This is a genomic window from Hydrogenophaga aromaticivorans, from assembly GCF_013387465.1.
GTDB classification, from domain to species: domain Bacteria; phylum Pseudomonadota; class Gammaproteobacteria; order Burkholderiales; family Burkholderiaceae_C; genus Hydrogenophaga; species Hydrogenophaga aromaticivorans.
On sequence record NZ_VYGV01000006.1, the window covers coordinates 1,135,419 to 1,147,958 of the forward strand.

A 12,540-nucleotide genomic window follows, 5' to 3' on the forward strand; every position below is an offset into this window, starting at 1 on the left:
CAGCGCCCTTACACTTTTCGCACCAGCCGGCGGGCACCCTGCCCGCCGGCTTTTTCACGACCTCACCTCACCACCCTGCCCATGAAACGACTCCAAGGAAAAATCAGCCTCATCACCGGCGCCGCACAAGGCATTGGCCTGGCCACCGCGCTCAAGTTCGCGCGCGAAGGCGCGACCGTCATCGTCTGCGACGTGAAGCAGGCCGCGGTGGACGAAGCGGTGCAGCAGTGCCTGGCGCTCGGCGCCCAGGCAGCCGGCTTCGTCATGGACGTGACGCAGCGCGAAATGGTCGACGCGGTGGTGGGCCAGGTGCTGACGCGTTTTGGCCGCATCGACGTGCTGGTGAACAACGCGGGCATCACGCAGGACGCTCGGCTGCAGAAGATGACACTGGAGCAGTTCGACCGCGTGATCGACGTCAACCTGCGCGGCGTGTTCCACTGCGCGCAGGCCGTGGCCGACATCATGGTCGAACAGGGTGCCGGCGTGATCCTCAACGCCAGCTCGGTGGTCGGCATCTACGGTAACTTCGGCCAGACCAACTACGCGGCCACCAAGTTCGGCGTGATCGGTTTCACCAAGACCTGGAGCCGCGAGCTTGGCCCCAAGGGCGTGCGCGTCAACGCCGTGGCACCGGGCTTCATCGCCACCCCCATCCTCAGCACCATCCCCGAGAAGGTGATCCAGGAAATGGAACATCGCGTACCACTGCGCCGTCTGGGCCAGCCGGAGGAGATCGCCAACGTCTACGCCTTTCTGGCGAGCGACGAAGCGAGTTACATCAACGGTGCGGTGATCGAGGTTTCGGGCGGGATGAGTGTTTAACCCCCTGCGCCGCTGCGCGGCTTCCCCCTCTCTCGCCTTTGGCGGGAGGGGGACGGCACCAGAGGCCCGGCGAAGCCGGTTCCTCGGTGCCCCTGTGTTGGCGCTGCTTCGCGCGGCCTGAGGCGCACTCCGGCGCTGCGGATGATTGAAATGACCACCCCTTTGCCTCCCGGTGTGACCCTGCGCGATCCGCGCCCTGGCGACATGGGCTGGGTGGTCCAGCAGCATGGCGAGATCTACTGGCGCGAATACGGCTGGAACGCCGAGTTCGAGGCGCTGGTGGCCAGCATCGTGGCCGGCATGATGAAACACCACGACCCGGCCTGGGAGCGCGGCTGGATCGCCGAGCTCGACGGCGAACGCGTGGGCTCGGCCTTCGTGGTGCGCAAGAGCAAGACGGTGGCCCAGCTGCGCCTGCTGATCCTCACGCCTGCGGCGCGTGGCCTCGGCCTGGGCGGACGACTGACCGACGAATGCATCGCCTTCGCGCGCGGCAAGGGCTACCGCAAGCTGGTGCTCTGGACCAACCGCAACCTCGACGCCGCGCGCGCCATCTACGCCAGGCGCGGTTTCACCCTGGTGGACAGCGAGGCGCACCACAGCTATGGGCGCGACCTGGTGGGAGAACACTGGGAACTCGCCCTGTGAACCTGGCGCTGCTGGCGGCCGCGGCCACCGGCGTGCAGGTCGGTGCGACCATCGTCGCCTCGCGCTACGTGGTGGCCGAGGTGCCGCCGCTCACGCTGGCCCTGCTGCGTTACGCCATCGGTTTCCTGAGCCTGCTGCCCTTCGTGTGGCGGCCGCTGCGTGCCCACCCCTGGCCGGCCGGCACCACCCGCCCACCGGTCCGCGATCTGCTGGCCATGGCCGCGCTGGGCGTGGGCCAGTTCGCGTTGCTCATCGCCCTGCTCAACTTCGGGCTGCAACACATCGGCGCGGCCAGCGCGGCGCTGATCTTCAGCCTGTTCCCCCTGCTCACCCTGCTGCTCGCGGGCGCGCTGGGACAGGAACGCCTCACGCCGGGCCTGCTCGCGGGCGTGGTGCTGTCGATCGCCGGGGTCGGGCTGTCGCTCTGGCCGCGGCTGGCCAGCGGCGGCGCGGGCCACTGGTGGGGCGAGGCCGCGGTGCTGGGCAGCGCGCTCACCGGTGCGGTGTGCAGCGTGCTCTACCGGCCCTACCTGCGCCGCTATCCCACGCTGCCGGTGTCGGCCCTGGCCATGGGCGTTTCGGTGCTGTGTCTCGCGCTGCTGGCGCTGATTGAACACTGGCCGCAACGCGTGGTGGGCCTGGCCCCGGGGACCTGGGTCGTAGTGGCCTTCATCGGCCTGTCCAGCGGCGCGGGCTACTTCGCCTGGCTGTACGCGCTCAAGCACGAGTCGCCCACGCGCGTCACGGTGTTCCTCGCGCTCAACCCGGTCACCGCGGCGCTGCTGGGCGCTGCCCTGCTCGGCGAGCCCCTCGATGTCTTTCTGCTCGGTGCCCTGGCGCTCATTGCGCTCGGCCTGTGGCTCGCCACCCGCCGGGCGCGGTAGGCGGGTGCCCCGTGGGGCCAAACAACGCGCCCGATAATCGACCCATGCCCGCCCCAGCGAACTCCCTCTCCCCGGCCGTCGAAGCCGCCCCCAACCAGCCCCGATCCAAAACCGACCTCTTCATGTCCTTCACCTGGCTGGCCCTGCAGGGCTTTGGCGGCGTGCTGGCGGTGGTGCAACGCGAGCTGGTGGAAAAGAAACAATGGATGACGCGCGAGCAGTTCGTGGAGGATTGGGCCGTGGCGCAGATCATGCCGGGGCCCAACGTGGTGAACCTTTCGATGATGATCGGCGGGCGCTACTTCGGCCTGCCCGGCGCCTTGGCCGCGCTCACCGGCATGCTGGCCGCGCCGCTGGTGATCGTGCTGCTGCTGGCCGCGCTTTACGGCAGCGTGGCCGACAGCACCACCGCACAAGGCGCGTTGCGCGGCATGGGCGCGGTGGCCGCCGGGCTCATCACCGCCACCGGCATCAAGCTGATCGCCGCGCTCGGCAAGAACGCCATGGGACTCGGGGTGTGCATCGGCCTGGCGGTGCTCACCTTCGGGGCGATCGCCCTGCTGCGCTGGCCGCTGGCCTGGGTGCTGCTGGGCCTGGGCGGCGTGGCCTGCCTGTGGGCGTATTGGGTGCTGGGGCGGTCGGGCAACGGGAGCGAGGCATGAGCATGGCCCCCACGCTGGCGAACTGGACCGACCTGTTCCTGCACTTCGCTTCGCTCTCGCTGCTGGCGGTGGGTGGCGCCATCACCACAGCGCCCGACATGCACCGCTACCTGGTGAGCGAACAGGGCTGGCTGAGCGACGCGCAGTTCACCTCGTCGATCGCGCTGTCGCAGGCCGCGCCCGGCCCGAACGTGCTGTTCGTCGCCCTGCTGGGCTGGAACCTGGGCCTCAACGCGGGGGGTGGTCCGTCGGCCGGCTGGCTGGCCTGGGCGCTCGCGCTGCTGGGCGTCGTGGTGACGCTGGTGGCGATCATGCTGCCCTCGTCCATCCTCACCTACACCGCCACGCAATGGGGCCACCGCAACCGCGAACTGCGCGCGGTGCGCGCCTTCAAGGCCGGCATGGCCCCGATCGTGATCGCACTGCTGATCGCCACCGGCTGGCTGCTGAGCGCGGCCCACAACCAGCCATCGCGCGACTGGCCGCTGTGGCTGCTGACCGCCTGCGCCACCGTGCTGGTGTGGCGCACGAAGATCCACCTGCTGTGGCTGATCGGCGCCGGGGCGGTGCTCGGCGCGTTCGGCTGGGTCTGAGGGCCGAAGCCCCACCGGTCATTTTTCCCGTTTCAGGCCGGCCAGACCCTTGATGTCCAGCGCGGCCAGCGCGCCGCGAAGGCCGTCCATGTCGACGTTGTCGCCCGTGAGTTCGACCATCACGCCGTTGGCCAGCATCACCGACATCTCCGCGCTGCTGCCGTCCTTGCGGTATTCCTCCTTGAAAGAAACACCGTCCTTCTGGTAGATGCGCTCGACCTCGTCCTGGGTCTCGCGGTTGACGGTGCTCTGGGCCCAGGCGCCCATGGCCATGCCGAGCGCAGGCACGGCACCGAGGTCCTGCACCTTGACTTCCACGCGGCCGTTGTCCCGGGTGTATTCGGCGGTGACGCTGGAGAAGCTCATGCCCATGGCGCTGTCGGAGCGGGCCTCGATCGCGGTGCGCTCCATACCGGCCAGCTTGTCCGGCACATGGGTCTGCAGCAGATCGGGCGCAAAGGGTTTGCCACCCTGCCCGCCCATGGCCGCGCCCATCATGTCGGCCATGGCTTTGCCGGCCGCGGCGGAGTCACCCTTGGCCTGAGCCTCCTCCATGCGCTTGCTCGCCTCCTCGACCTTCTTGCCCGCTTCTTCGATCTTGGCGGTGTCGAGGGTGATCTCGGTCCCCGGCACTTTGATGCTCACCTGGTCGGACGAGGACGCGGCGCCGCCCATCATCATGCCCGGGCCGCCCCCGGTGAACAGCGCGCTGACCGCGCCCACCACCAGACTCGCCACGATGCCGCACACGATCAGCACCGCGGTGTAGCCCACCGCCTTCTCCTCGGGCGCCTTCATCAGCACCGGAATGCCGGTGTAGATCAGGTAGATCGAATACAGCGCGGCGATCACCCCGAGCATGGACAGGGCGGGCAGCAGGCTGAAGATGCCGCCCACGAAACCCGCCGTGGAGCCATAAGCCACCAGCTTGAAGGCGTTGAGCAGGTTCTTTTCACCCTTGAACGTGGGCGCCAGCGCATTCGCGATCAGGGCCAGCACATAGACCATCACCAGCGACAGCACGAAGCCCACCACCATGTTGACCAGGCCGCTGACGATGGGCACCCGGAACGAAATGCCAAAGGCGCCGGCGCCGATCAGGCTGAGCCCGATGAAGGTCGCGATGGCCGGTATGGCGGCCAGATAGATCAGGTAATTGGTGTAAATCGCCTTGGGATCGGTGGCTTCCTGTTCAATGACAGGCCATGTTTCCTTGGGTTTGAGAAGAATGGCTTGTACGCGGTCAACGATCGTCATGATTCCCTCCGGTTGAAAAACCTTGCGCGGCCTGGCGCCGCCTGTGTGCCTGGTCCCGCCACCTCCGGCAGGGCCAGACTCTGAAATGGATCAGCGCGGATTCTCGAAGAACACCGCGTTGGTGTAGTCGCTGATCTCGAAATACACCTTCTTCTCGCCCGGGTCCACCTGCATGTTGAGGTTTTCGTCCAGGGTTCCGTAGCCATAGCGGTAGGCGCGCGGCTTGCCATCGTCGGTGCCCAGCGCGGTGCTGACCTTGTCGATCTTGAGGAAGCGGCGCACCACCTTGTCGCCCGCGTACACCTCCAGCACGCCGTTGGTTCCGGTCCAGTTCTGGATTTCGCGGCTGAGCTTGTTCTGTTGCTCCTGGGTGCAAGCCGCGGCGAACAAGGCGACGCTCAAGGCAGCGATCAACCCGGCGCGTTGTGCAGATGGGCTCCTCATTCAATCCTCCAGCAGTGTTGGCAGGCATTGTGCCGCAGGTTCGTGCAGGCACAAGTCGGCCACCACGTCCAGTTCGGTCGCCTCGGGGTTGATCACCACCACCCGGGCGCCGCGCCGGTGCGCGGTGTGCGCCAGGCCCGCGGCCGGGTAAACCAGGCCCGAGGTGCCGACGACCAGCATCAGGTCGCAGCGGTTCGCGGCTTTCTGCGCCGCGTCCAGCGCGGGCAGCGGCAGCATCTCTCCAAACCAGACCACGGCCGGGCGCCGCAGGTTGCCACAGGTCGGACAATGGGGCGGATGACCGGCTTCCACGAACTCGGGGTCGCAACAGTCGCGCGGCATGTCCAGCCAACGGTCGTCGGCCAGGTTGCCGTGCAGGGCAATCGCGTCGGTGCTGCCCGCGCGCTGATGCAGGCCGTCCACGTTCTGCGTGATGAGCGTGAGCCGGCCCGGGTGGCGCTGCTGAAAGGCCGCGAGGGCGAGATGCCCGGCGTTGGGCGCCACCCGGGCGATCATGTCGCGGCGGAACTGGTACCAGTCCCACACGCGGCGCGGGTGGGCGCGAAACGCGTCCTCGGTGGCCAGGTCCTCGGGCTTGAACTGCGCCCACAAGCCGGTCTGGGCATCGCGGAACGTGGGCACGCCGGATTCGGCACTCATGCCCGCGCCGGTCAGCACGGCGATGTGGTGCGCGCTCCCGATCCAGTCGCGCACCGTGGGCATGTTCAGCTGCGTTGACGCAGCGCTTCGTAGAGGCAGACGCCGCTGGCCACCGACACGTTGAGGCTTTCCACCGCGCCGGCCATGGGAATGCTGACCAGCTCGTCGCAGGTCTTGCGCGTGAGCTGGCGCATGCCGTCGCCCTCGGCACCCAGCACCAGCGCCACCGGGCCTTTGAGGTCCACCTGGTACAGGGTTTTCGGTGCGTCGTCGCTGGTGCCGATGATCCAGATGTTGCGCTCCTTCAACTCACCCAGGGTGCGCGCCAGGTTGGTCACCATGAAATAGGGCATGGTCTCGGCTGCACCGCTGGCCACCTTGGCCACGGTGGCGTTGATGCCGGCCGCGTGGTCCTTGGGCGCGATCACCGCGTGTGCGCCCGCGCCATCGGCCACGCGCAGGCAGGCGCCCAGGTTGTGGGGATCGGTGATGCCATCGAGCACCAGCAGCAGCGGCACGGTGCCGGCGGCTTCCAGACCTTCCAGCAATTCGTCCAGCGAGTGCGCCTGGGGAATGGGCATCACCCGCGCCGCCACACCCTGGTGGCCGTGGCTGCCCGCGAGCTTGGCCAGGCGCAGGCCATCGGCCTCGATCAGGCGCACATTCGCCTCTTTGACGCGGTCCAGAAACTGGCGCATGCGCGCGTCACGGCGCGTGGGCTCGAAATAGATCTCGACGATGGATTGCGGCGCGGTTTTCAGGCGCACGCCGACGGCGTGAAAGCCGAAAAGCACTTTGGGGGAAGACATCCCCTGATTATCAGCGCCCTCCGGGCGTCCCGCGTCGCCTTCGGCTCGGGTGATCCCCTCCGGCGCGCAATGACTTCCCCAGGATGCGGCGGAACCGGCTCCGCCAGGCCGCATCGCATCGACCCTTGAGGGGGTCGCGCGCAGCGCGGCGGGGGTGTTCAAGTCAAGCCGCCACTTCCGCGGTCTCCACCACCTGCCCGGCCTCGATCGTGATGCGGCGCTCGCAGCGCTGGGCGATGGCGCGGTCGTGGGTCACCAGCACCAGCGTCGTGCCTTGCTCGCGGTTGAGCTCGAACATGAGTTCCATCACCTTTTCGCCGGTGGCAAAGTCCAGGCTGCCGGTGGGCTCGTCGGCCAGCAACACGGCAGGCTGCACCACAAACGCCCGCGCCAGCGCCACGCGCTGCTGCTCACCGCCCGAAAGCACCTTGGGGTAGTGGCCCAGTCGTTCGCCCAGGCCCACACGCTGCAGCATGCGCGTGGCGGTCGCCCGCGCATCGCGCCGGCCGGACAGCTCCAGCGGCAGCATCACGTTTTCCAGCGCGTTCAGGTTGCCCAGCAGCTGAAAGCTCTGGAACACGAAGCCGACCTTCTGGGCGCGCAGGGCGGCCCGCTGGTCCTCGTTGATCACAAACAGGTCCACGCCGTCAACCAGCACGGTGCCGCTGGTGGGCGTGTCCAGCCCGGCCACGATCGACAGCAGGGTGCTCTTGCCCGAGCCCGAGGCGCCCACGATGGCAGCAGTTTCCCCTTTGTTCAGTGAGAAATCGATATCGCGCAAAATGGTCAGGGTGCCCGTGGAGTCGGTCACCGACTTGAACACATGCTGCACGGCAATCATCACATCGGACATGGAAAGGCCTCAGGTTGAAACGACGTCACTTTAACGCCCTGCTCGTCGGGGCAGCCTGCCTGGGGTCTATCGGTGCAGCGATGGCACAGACCGCCTCGGCGGCCACAGTGCCCACGGTGCTGGTGGTGGGTGACTCGCTGACCGCCGAATACGGCCTCCGGCGCGGCAGCGGCTGGGTGGCGCTGCTGCAGCAGCGCCTGGACAGCGAAAAAGTCCCGGGCCGGATGGTGAACGCCGGCATCAGCGCCGACACCACGTCGGGCGGCCGCTCGCGCCTGCCGGCCCTGCTGCGCCAGCACAAACCCGCCGTGGTGATCATCGAACTCGGCGGCAACGATGCCCTGCGCGGCATGCCGCTCAGCATGACGCGCGACAACCTGGCCGCCATGGCCCGGCTTTCCCGCGCGGCCGGTGCCCGCGTGCTGATGGTGGGCATGGAGGTGCCGCCCAACTACGGCGCGAAGTACACGCAGGAATTCCGCCAGGTGTTCAAGACCGTGGCGCAGGCCGAGAAGACCGGTCTGGTGCCCTTCCTGCTGGCGGGCGTGGCCGATCTGCCCGATGCGACCGCCACGCTGTTCCAGAGCGACCGCATCCACCCGAACGAAATGGCACAACCCACGCTGGCCGCCAACGTATGGCCCGCGCTGCGCGCGCTGCTCGTGAAACGATAATCCGGCATGCCCGTTCACACCCTGCCCGCCAGCGAAGCGCTGAGCCAACTCGACCGCTTTGACGCCATCATCGACGCCCGCACCGAAGACGAACACGCGCTCGACCACGTGCCCGGCGCGCTCAACTGGCCCACGCTCAACAACGCCGAGCGCATCACCATCGGCACGATGTACAAGCAGGTCAACGCGTTCGAAGCCAAGAAGCGCGGCGCCGCGCTGTCCGCGCGCAACATCGCGGCCCACATCGAACGCGACGTGCTCGACAAGCCGCGGGACTGGAAGCCGCTGGTGTATTGCTGGCGCGGCGGCAACCGCAGCGGTGCGCTGGCCACCATCCTCGGCGCGATCGGCTTTCAGGTCACGCTGATCGAAGGCGGCTACAAGGCCTGGCGCGCGGCGCTGGTCGAGTCCCTGCCCGGACTGGCCACCCGCCTGCACTACCGCGTGGTCTGCGGCCCCACCGGCAGCGGCAAGACACGGCTGCTGCAGGCGCTCGCTGACCAGGGCGCGCAGGTGCTGGACCTGGAAGCCCTGGCCAACCACCGCAGTTCGGTGCTGGGCCACATTCCGGGTGTGCCGCAACCGAGCCAGAAACGTTTTGACAGCCTGGTCTGGGACGCCCTGCGCCGCTTCAACCCGGCGCGACCGGTCTACATCGAAAGCGAGAGCAAGAAGGTGGGCAATGTGCGCGTGCCCGATGCGCTGATCGACGCCATGCGCGCGAGCCCCTGCATCGACCTGCAGCTGTCGGACGAGGAGCGTGTGGCGCTGCTGCTGGAGGACTACGATTTCTTCGTCCAGGACAGCGCGCATTTCTGCCAGCGGCTGGCAGCGCTGACCGAGTTGCGCGGCAAGGCCGTGGTGGAAGGCTGGATCGCCCAGGTGCAGGCGGGTCAGACGCCGGCGGTGGTGCTGGATCTGCTGAAGCTGCACTACGACCCGACCTACGCCCAGTCCATCTCACGCAATTTCAGCCAATACGGCCAGGCGCTGCCCTGCGTGCTGCGCGACCGCTCGCCAGCCGCGCTCAACGAAGCGGCAGCGTCTTTGATCGCGGGTGAAGCCGCTGCGCCGGCCACCTGAGCCGGCGCGGGTTCAGGCACCCAACCAGAGCACACCCACGCCCAAGGCCAGAAAGATCACCGCGGCCACCGCGTGCACCGCCTTGATCGGCACCCGCCGCGTGAGGGCCTCACCAAAGAACACCACCGGCGCGTTGGCCAGCATCATGCCCAGGGTGGTGCCTGCGACCACGGCCACCAGAGGCGCGTACTGGGCCCCCAGCGCGACGGTGGCGATCTGCGTCTTGTCGCCCATCTCGGCCAGAAAAAACACCCAGGTGGTGGTGGCGAACACGCCGAGCCGCCCCTTGGGCGCGGCGTCAATGTCGTCCAGCTTGTCGGGGATCAGCATCCAGCCGGCCATGGCGATGAAGGAGACACCAAGCACCCAGCGCATCACATCCGGTCCCACGGTGGTCATGACCCAGGCACCCACAGCACCGGCCAGGGCGTGGTTGAGCAGCGTGGCCACCAGGATGCCCCAGATGATGGGCCAGGGTTTGCGGAACCGGGCCGCCAGCACCAGCGATAGCAGCTGGGTCTTGTCGCCCATTTCGGCGAGGGCAACGATGCCGGTGGAGAGGAGAAAGGCTTCCAAAACTGTGCTCCAGGGGCCGGAAAAACCAAAAGACCGCACAGCAGCCCCGGCCCTTCCGGCGGCTGTGCGGTCAAAGGTCTTGCCAGGCTTGAAGCTGTCGGCGCCATGGCCATGGGGGCCAAGTGTGTTGACGCGGACCTCTGCGTGGTGCAGAGCGGCTACTCCCCAATGACGGGTGAGGCGCGAGTATAGACGACGGGCAACGGGAGGCCGCGCGCCGGGCAGCGCGCGGCCACCACCACGTCAGATCAGGGGCACACCGGTCTTGCTCTGAATGAACTCGCGCGTCACGCCGTCGGCCAGTTCCACCAGCTTCAGGCCCTCGGGCGTCACGTCCATCACGCCCAGGTCGGTGATGATGCGGTCGACCACGCCCTTGCCGGTCAGTGGCAGGGTGCACTGGGGCAGGATCTTCAGGTCTTCGGTGCCGTCTTTTTTCTTCGCGACGTGCTCCATCAGCACGATCACGCGCTTGACGCCGGCCACCAGGTCCATGGCGCCACCCATGCCCTTGACCATCTTGCCCGGGATCATCCAGTTGGCCAGATCACCCTCGGCCGTCACCTGCATGGCGCCCAGGATGGACAGGTTGATCTTGCCGCCGCGGATCATGGCGAAGCTCTCGTGGCTGCCGAAGATGGCCGAACCCTTCATGGTGGTCACGGTCTGCTTGCCGGCGTTGATCAGGTCGGCGTCCACCTCGTCTTCGTAGGGGAAGGGGCCGATGCCCAGCATGCCGTTCTCGCTCTGCAGCCACACCTCCACATGGTCGGGCACGTGGTTGGCCACCAGCGTCGGGATGCCGATGCCGAGGTTCACATAAAAGCCGTCTTGCAGTTCCTGGGCCGCGCGCGCGGCCATCTGGTCTTGGGTCCAAGGCATGTTGTGCTCCTTACTTGCGGTCGCGGGTGGTGCGCTTCTCGATGCGCTTTTCCGGGGTGGGGTTGTGCACGATGCGGTGCACGTAGATGCCCGGCAGGTGCACGTCGTCCGGGGCGATCTCGCCGGTGGCGACGATGCGCTCGACTTCGACGATGCAGATCTTGCCGGCCATGGCGGCGGCCGGGTTGAAGTTGCGCGCGGTCAGGTTGAAGCGCAGGTTGCCCGAGCGGTCGGCCACGTCGGCCTTGACCAGCGCCACCTCGGGGAACAGCGCATGTTCCATCACATAGGTCTCACCGCCGAACTCACGCAGTTCCTTGCCTTCGGCCACCAGGGTGCCGACACCGGTCTTGGTGAAGAAGGCCGGGATGCCGGCGCCGCCGGCGCGCAGCTTCTCGGCCAGCGTGCCCTGCGGCGTGAATTCGAGCTCGAGTTCGCCGGCCAGGTACTGGCGCTCGAACTCCTTGTTTTCACCCACGTAGGAAGAAATCATCTTCTTGATCTGGCGAGTCTCGAGCAGCTTGCCCAGACCGAAGCCGTCCACGCCGGCGTTGTTGGAAATGGCGGTCAGGTTCTTGACGCCGGAATCGCGCAGGGCGTCGATCAGCGCTTCGGGAATGCCGCAGAGGCCAAAACCGCCCACGGCGATGAGCTGGCCGTCAGCGACCACGCCCTTGAGGGCTTCGGCTGCGCTCGGGTAAATCTTGTTCACGTCGGTTGCTCCAGTGGTTGAACAGGGATGAATGCAACGATACTACGTAACAGCATACGTAGTTTGACCTAATGGCTAACCCGAATACCGATCTCTCCGGCATCGATTACCGGCTCGCGTTTGACCTGGCGCCACTCGGGCTGGCGCTCTCGCGCCAGCGCACGATTGTGGACTGCAACCAGGCCTTGTGCGAGATGTTTGGCGCCGCGCGCGAGCAGCTCGTGGGCCAGAGTTTTCAGGTGCTCTACCCCAGTGCCGACGAGTACGAGCGCACCGGCGCACGCATCACCCCCATCCTCGGACGCAGCGGCACCTACGCAGACGACCGCGTCATGAAACGCGTGGACGGCCGCTTCAAGGGCGAAACCTTCTGGTGCCACGTCACCGGTCGTGCCCTGCACCGGGAGGTGCCGCACGAGGCCGGCATCTGGAGCTTCGAAGACCTGAGCTCGCGCCGCGCGGTCAAGGCCGAACTCACCGGGCGCGAACGCGAGGTGGCGGCCTTCCTGATGAATGGCCTGACCAGCAAGGAGATCGGCAAGGCGCTGGGCATCAGCCACCGCACGGTCGAGATCTACCGCGCGCGCCTGATGCGCAAGTACCAGGCGCACAGCACACCGGATCTGGTGCACCGGCTGCTGGAGGGCTGAACGCACTCGCGTACCTGCCGCCTCAGTTGACCTCTTGTAGCGAACACGCTTTCTCAAGGTTTCGATATATGGAAAACGGACAGGTACACAGCCAATACTGCCCCTGGCAAATAGAGCAAAACAAACGGGGCGAAAAAAATGGCGGAGACCAAACCCGCCAGACCACCCAGCACCGGCCAATGCCAGGCAACACGGCGGTCGCCAACCCAGGCAATTGTCATGACCGCCAACGACGACCACGCGTAGGCAACAGCAAGTCCGAGGCAGAACTTGGGATCATTGACAACCTGAAAAAAGGGCTCGTTGACCAGCGCCGTCACCGCCGTAG

General features: G+C 67.1%; 16 protein-coding genes, 1 pseudogene and 1 riboswitch. Of the genes and pseudogenes, 8 read left to right on the forward strand and 9 right to left on the reverse strand.

The window, feature by feature from the left end; all coding sequences use genetic code 11:
* Nucleotides 1–81 precede the first annotated feature (81 nt).
* The 5 genes and pseudogenes from fabG (at nt 82) to F3K02_RS09825 (ending at nt 3,612) form a co-directional block, all read left to right on the forward strand.
* Nucleotides 82–825: a 3-oxoacyl-ACP reductase FabG gene (fabG, locus tag F3K02_RS09805; protein ID WP_177135366.1), complete on the forward strand. Its 744-nt coding sequence runs from the start codon at nt 82–84 to the stop codon at nt 823–825.
* A gap of 174 nt (nt 826–999) precedes the next feature.
* Nucleotides 1,000–1,473, forward strand: a pseudogene (locus tag F3K02_RS09810) (GNAT family N-acetyltransferase); the annotation flags it as partial.
* Nucleotides 1,470–2,357 carry a DMT family transporter gene (locus F3K02_RS09815; protein WP_218179383.1) on the forward strand — a complete coding sequence of 296 codons (888 nt, stop codon included), beginning with the start codon at nt 1,470–1,472 and terminating at the stop codon, nt 2,355–2,357. The pseudogene F3K02_RS09810 and the gene F3K02_RS09815, both read left to right, overlap by 4 nt.
* A 44-nt stretch (nt 2,358–2,401) precedes the next feature.
* Nucleotides 2,402–3,019, forward strand: a complete 618-nt coding sequence (locus F3K02_RS09820) for a chromate transporter (protein ID WP_177135368.1) — start codon at nt 2,402–2,404, stop codon at nt 3,017–3,019.
* A complete protein-coding gene (locus F3K02_RS09825; protein ID WP_177135369.1) occupies nt 3,016–3,612 on the forward strand; it encodes a chromate transporter in 597 nt (198 codons plus the stop codon). The genes F3K02_RS09820 and F3K02_RS09825 overlap by 4 nt, the downstream gene beginning before the upstream one ends.
* An 18-nt stretch (nt 3,613–3,630) precedes the next feature.
* Here F3K02_RS09825 and F3K02_RS09830 read toward each other — a convergent pair whose 3' ends face one another.
* The 5 genes from F3K02_RS09830 to F3K02_RS09850 form a co-directional block, all read right to left on the reverse strand.
* Nucleotides 3,631–4,869: a Yip1 family protein gene (locus F3K02_RS09830; protein ID WP_177135370.1), complete on the reverse strand. Its 1,239-nt coding sequence runs from the start codon at nt 4,867–4,869 to the stop codon at nt 3,631–3,633.
* 90 nt (nt 4,870–4,959) lie between these two features.
* Nucleotides 4,960–5,313, reverse strand: a complete 354-nt coding sequence (locus F3K02_RS09835; RefSeq protein ID WP_177135371.1) for a hypothetical protein — start codon at nt 5,311–5,313, stop codon at nt 4,960–4,962.
* Nucleotides 5,314–6,036, reverse strand: a complete 723-nt coding sequence (locus F3K02_RS09840; RefSeq protein WP_177135372.1) for an SIR2 family NAD-dependent protein deacylase — start codon at nt 6,034–6,036, stop codon at nt 5,314–5,316.
* A 2-nt stretch (nt 6,037–6,038) separates the two neighbouring features.
* Nucleotides 6,039–6,782 (reverse strand): 23S rRNA (guanosine(2251)-2'-O)-methyltransferase RlmB, encoded by a 744-nt coding sequence (rlmB, locus tag F3K02_RS09845; RefSeq protein ID WP_177135373.1) that lies wholly within the window; start codon nt 6,780–6,782, stop codon nt 6,039–6,041.
* 163 nt (nt 6,783–6,945) lie between these two features.
* On the reverse strand, nt 6,946–7,635 hold the full coding sequence (locus tag F3K02_RS09850) for an ABC transporter ATP-binding protein (protein WP_177135374.1): 690 nt from the start codon (nt 7,633–7,635) through the stop codon (nt 6,946–6,948).
* An 80-nt stretch (nt 7,636–7,715) separates the two neighbouring features.
* Here F3K02_RS09850 and F3K02_RS09855 point away from each other — a divergent pair, with 80 nt between their 5' ends.
* Both F3K02_RS09855 and mnmH read left to right on the forward strand, forming a co-directional pair.
* A complete protein-coding gene (locus F3K02_RS09855; RefSeq protein ID WP_177135375.1) occupies nt 7,716–8,309 on the forward strand; it encodes an arylesterase in 594 nt (197 codons plus the stop codon).
* 6 nt (nt 8,310–8,315) lie between these two features.
* Nucleotides 8,316–9,392, forward strand: coding sequence for a tRNA 2-selenouridine(34) synthase MnmH (gene mnmH / locus F3K02_RS09860; protein WP_177135376.1), 1,077 nt, complete (start codon nt 8,316–8,318; stop codon nt 9,390–9,392).
* Between the two features lie 12 nt (nt 9,393–9,404).
* Here mnmH and F3K02_RS09865 read toward each other — a convergent pair whose 3' ends face one another.
* The 3 genes from F3K02_RS09865 to F3K02_RS09875 all read right to left on the reverse strand — a co-directional run bounded on the left by F3K02_RS09865 (nt 9,405) and on the right by F3K02_RS09875 (nt 11,562).
* Complete coding sequence (locus tag F3K02_RS09865) at nt 9,405–9,968, reverse strand: TMEM165/GDT1 family protein (RefSeq protein WP_177135377.1); 564 nt, start codon at nt 9,966–9,968, stop codon at nt 9,405–9,407.
* Nucleotides 9,969–9,974: 6 nt separating this feature from the next.
* Nucleotides 9,975–10,147: riboswitch (yybP-ykoY riboswitch) on the reverse strand.
* 64 nt (nt 10,148–10,211) lie between these two features.
* Nucleotides 10,212–10,850 carry a CoA transferase subunit B gene (locus F3K02_RS09870; protein ID WP_177135378.1) on the reverse strand — a complete coding sequence of 213 codons (639 nt, stop codon included), beginning with the start codon at nt 10,848–10,850 and terminating at the stop codon, nt 10,212–10,214.
* Nucleotides 10,851–10,860: 10 nt separating this feature from the next.
* Nucleotides 10,861–11,562 carry a 3-oxoacid CoA-transferase subunit A gene (locus F3K02_RS09875; RefSeq protein WP_177135379.1) on the reverse strand — a complete coding sequence of 234 codons (702 nt, stop codon included), beginning with the start codon at nt 11,560–11,562 and terminating at the stop codon, nt 10,861–10,863.
* Between the two features lie 71 nt (nt 11,563–11,633).
* Here F3K02_RS09875 and F3K02_RS09880 point away from each other — a divergent pair, with 71 nt between their 5' ends.
* Nucleotides 11,634–12,212 carry a LuxR C-terminal-related transcriptional regulator gene (locus F3K02_RS09880; protein WP_177135380.1) on the forward strand — a complete coding sequence of 193 codons (579 nt, stop codon included), beginning with the start codon at nt 11,634–11,636 and terminating at the stop codon, nt 12,210–12,212.
* Between the two features lie 53 nt (nt 12,213–12,265).
* On the opposite strand, the gene F3K02_RS09885 is transcribed toward F3K02_RS09880, so the two are convergent.
* Nucleotides 12,266–12,540, reverse strand: a 275-nt coding sequence (locus F3K02_RS09885; protein WP_177135381.1) for a hypothetical protein, incomplete at its 5' end; no start/stop codon positions are given.

What these genes read in the sequence shown, in the direction of transcription:
- fabG (WP_177135366.1), top strand. Translation starts at nt 82, where the DNA reads ATGAAACGACTCCAAGGAAAAATCAGCCTCATCACCGGCGCCGCACAA.
- F3K02_RS09820 (WP_177135368.1), top strand. Translation starts at nt 2,402, where the DNA reads ATGCCCGCCCCAGCGAACTCCCTCTCCCCGGCCGTCGAAGCCGCCCCC.
- F3K02_RS09825 (WP_177135369.1), top strand. Translation starts at nt 3,016, where the DNA reads ATGAGCATGGCCCCCACGCTGGCGAACTGGACCGACCTGTTCCTGCAC.
- F3K02_RS09830 (WP_177135370.1), bottom strand. Translation starts at nt 4,869, where the DNA reads ATGACGATCGTTGACCGCGTACAAGCCATTCTTCTCAAACCCAAGGAA.
- F3K02_RS09835 (WP_177135371.1), bottom strand. Translation starts at nt 5,313, where the DNA reads ATGAGGAGCCCATCTGCACAACGCGCCGGGTTGATCGCTGCCTTGAGC.
- F3K02_RS09840 (WP_177135372.1), bottom strand. Translation starts at nt 6,036, where the DNA reads ATGCCCACGGTGCGCGACTGGATCGGGAGCGCGCACCACATCGCCGTG.
- rlmB (WP_177135373.1), bottom strand. Translation starts at nt 6,782, where the DNA reads ATGTCTTCCCCCAAAGTGCTTTTCGGCTTTCACGCCGTCGGCGTGCGC.
- F3K02_RS09850 (WP_177135374.1), bottom strand. Translation starts at nt 7,635, where the DNA reads ATGTCCGATGTGATGATTGCCGTGCAGCATGTGTTCAAGTCGGTGACC.
- F3K02_RS09855 (WP_177135375.1), top strand. Translation starts at nt 7,716, where the DNA reads ATGGCACAGACCGCCTCGGCGGCCACAGTGCCCACGGTGCTGGTGGTG.
- mnmH (WP_177135376.1), top strand. Translation starts at nt 8,316, where the DNA reads ATGCCCGTTCACACCCTGCCCGCCAGCGAAGCGCTGAGCCAACTCGAC.
- F3K02_RS09870 (WP_177135378.1), bottom strand. Translation starts at nt 10,850, where the DNA reads ATGCCTTGGACCCAAGACCAGATGGCCGCGCGCGCGGCCCAGGAACTG.
- F3K02_RS09880 (WP_177135380.1), top strand. Translation starts at nt 11,634, where the DNA reads ATGGCTAACCCGAATACCGATCTCTCCGGCATCGATTACCGGCTCGCG.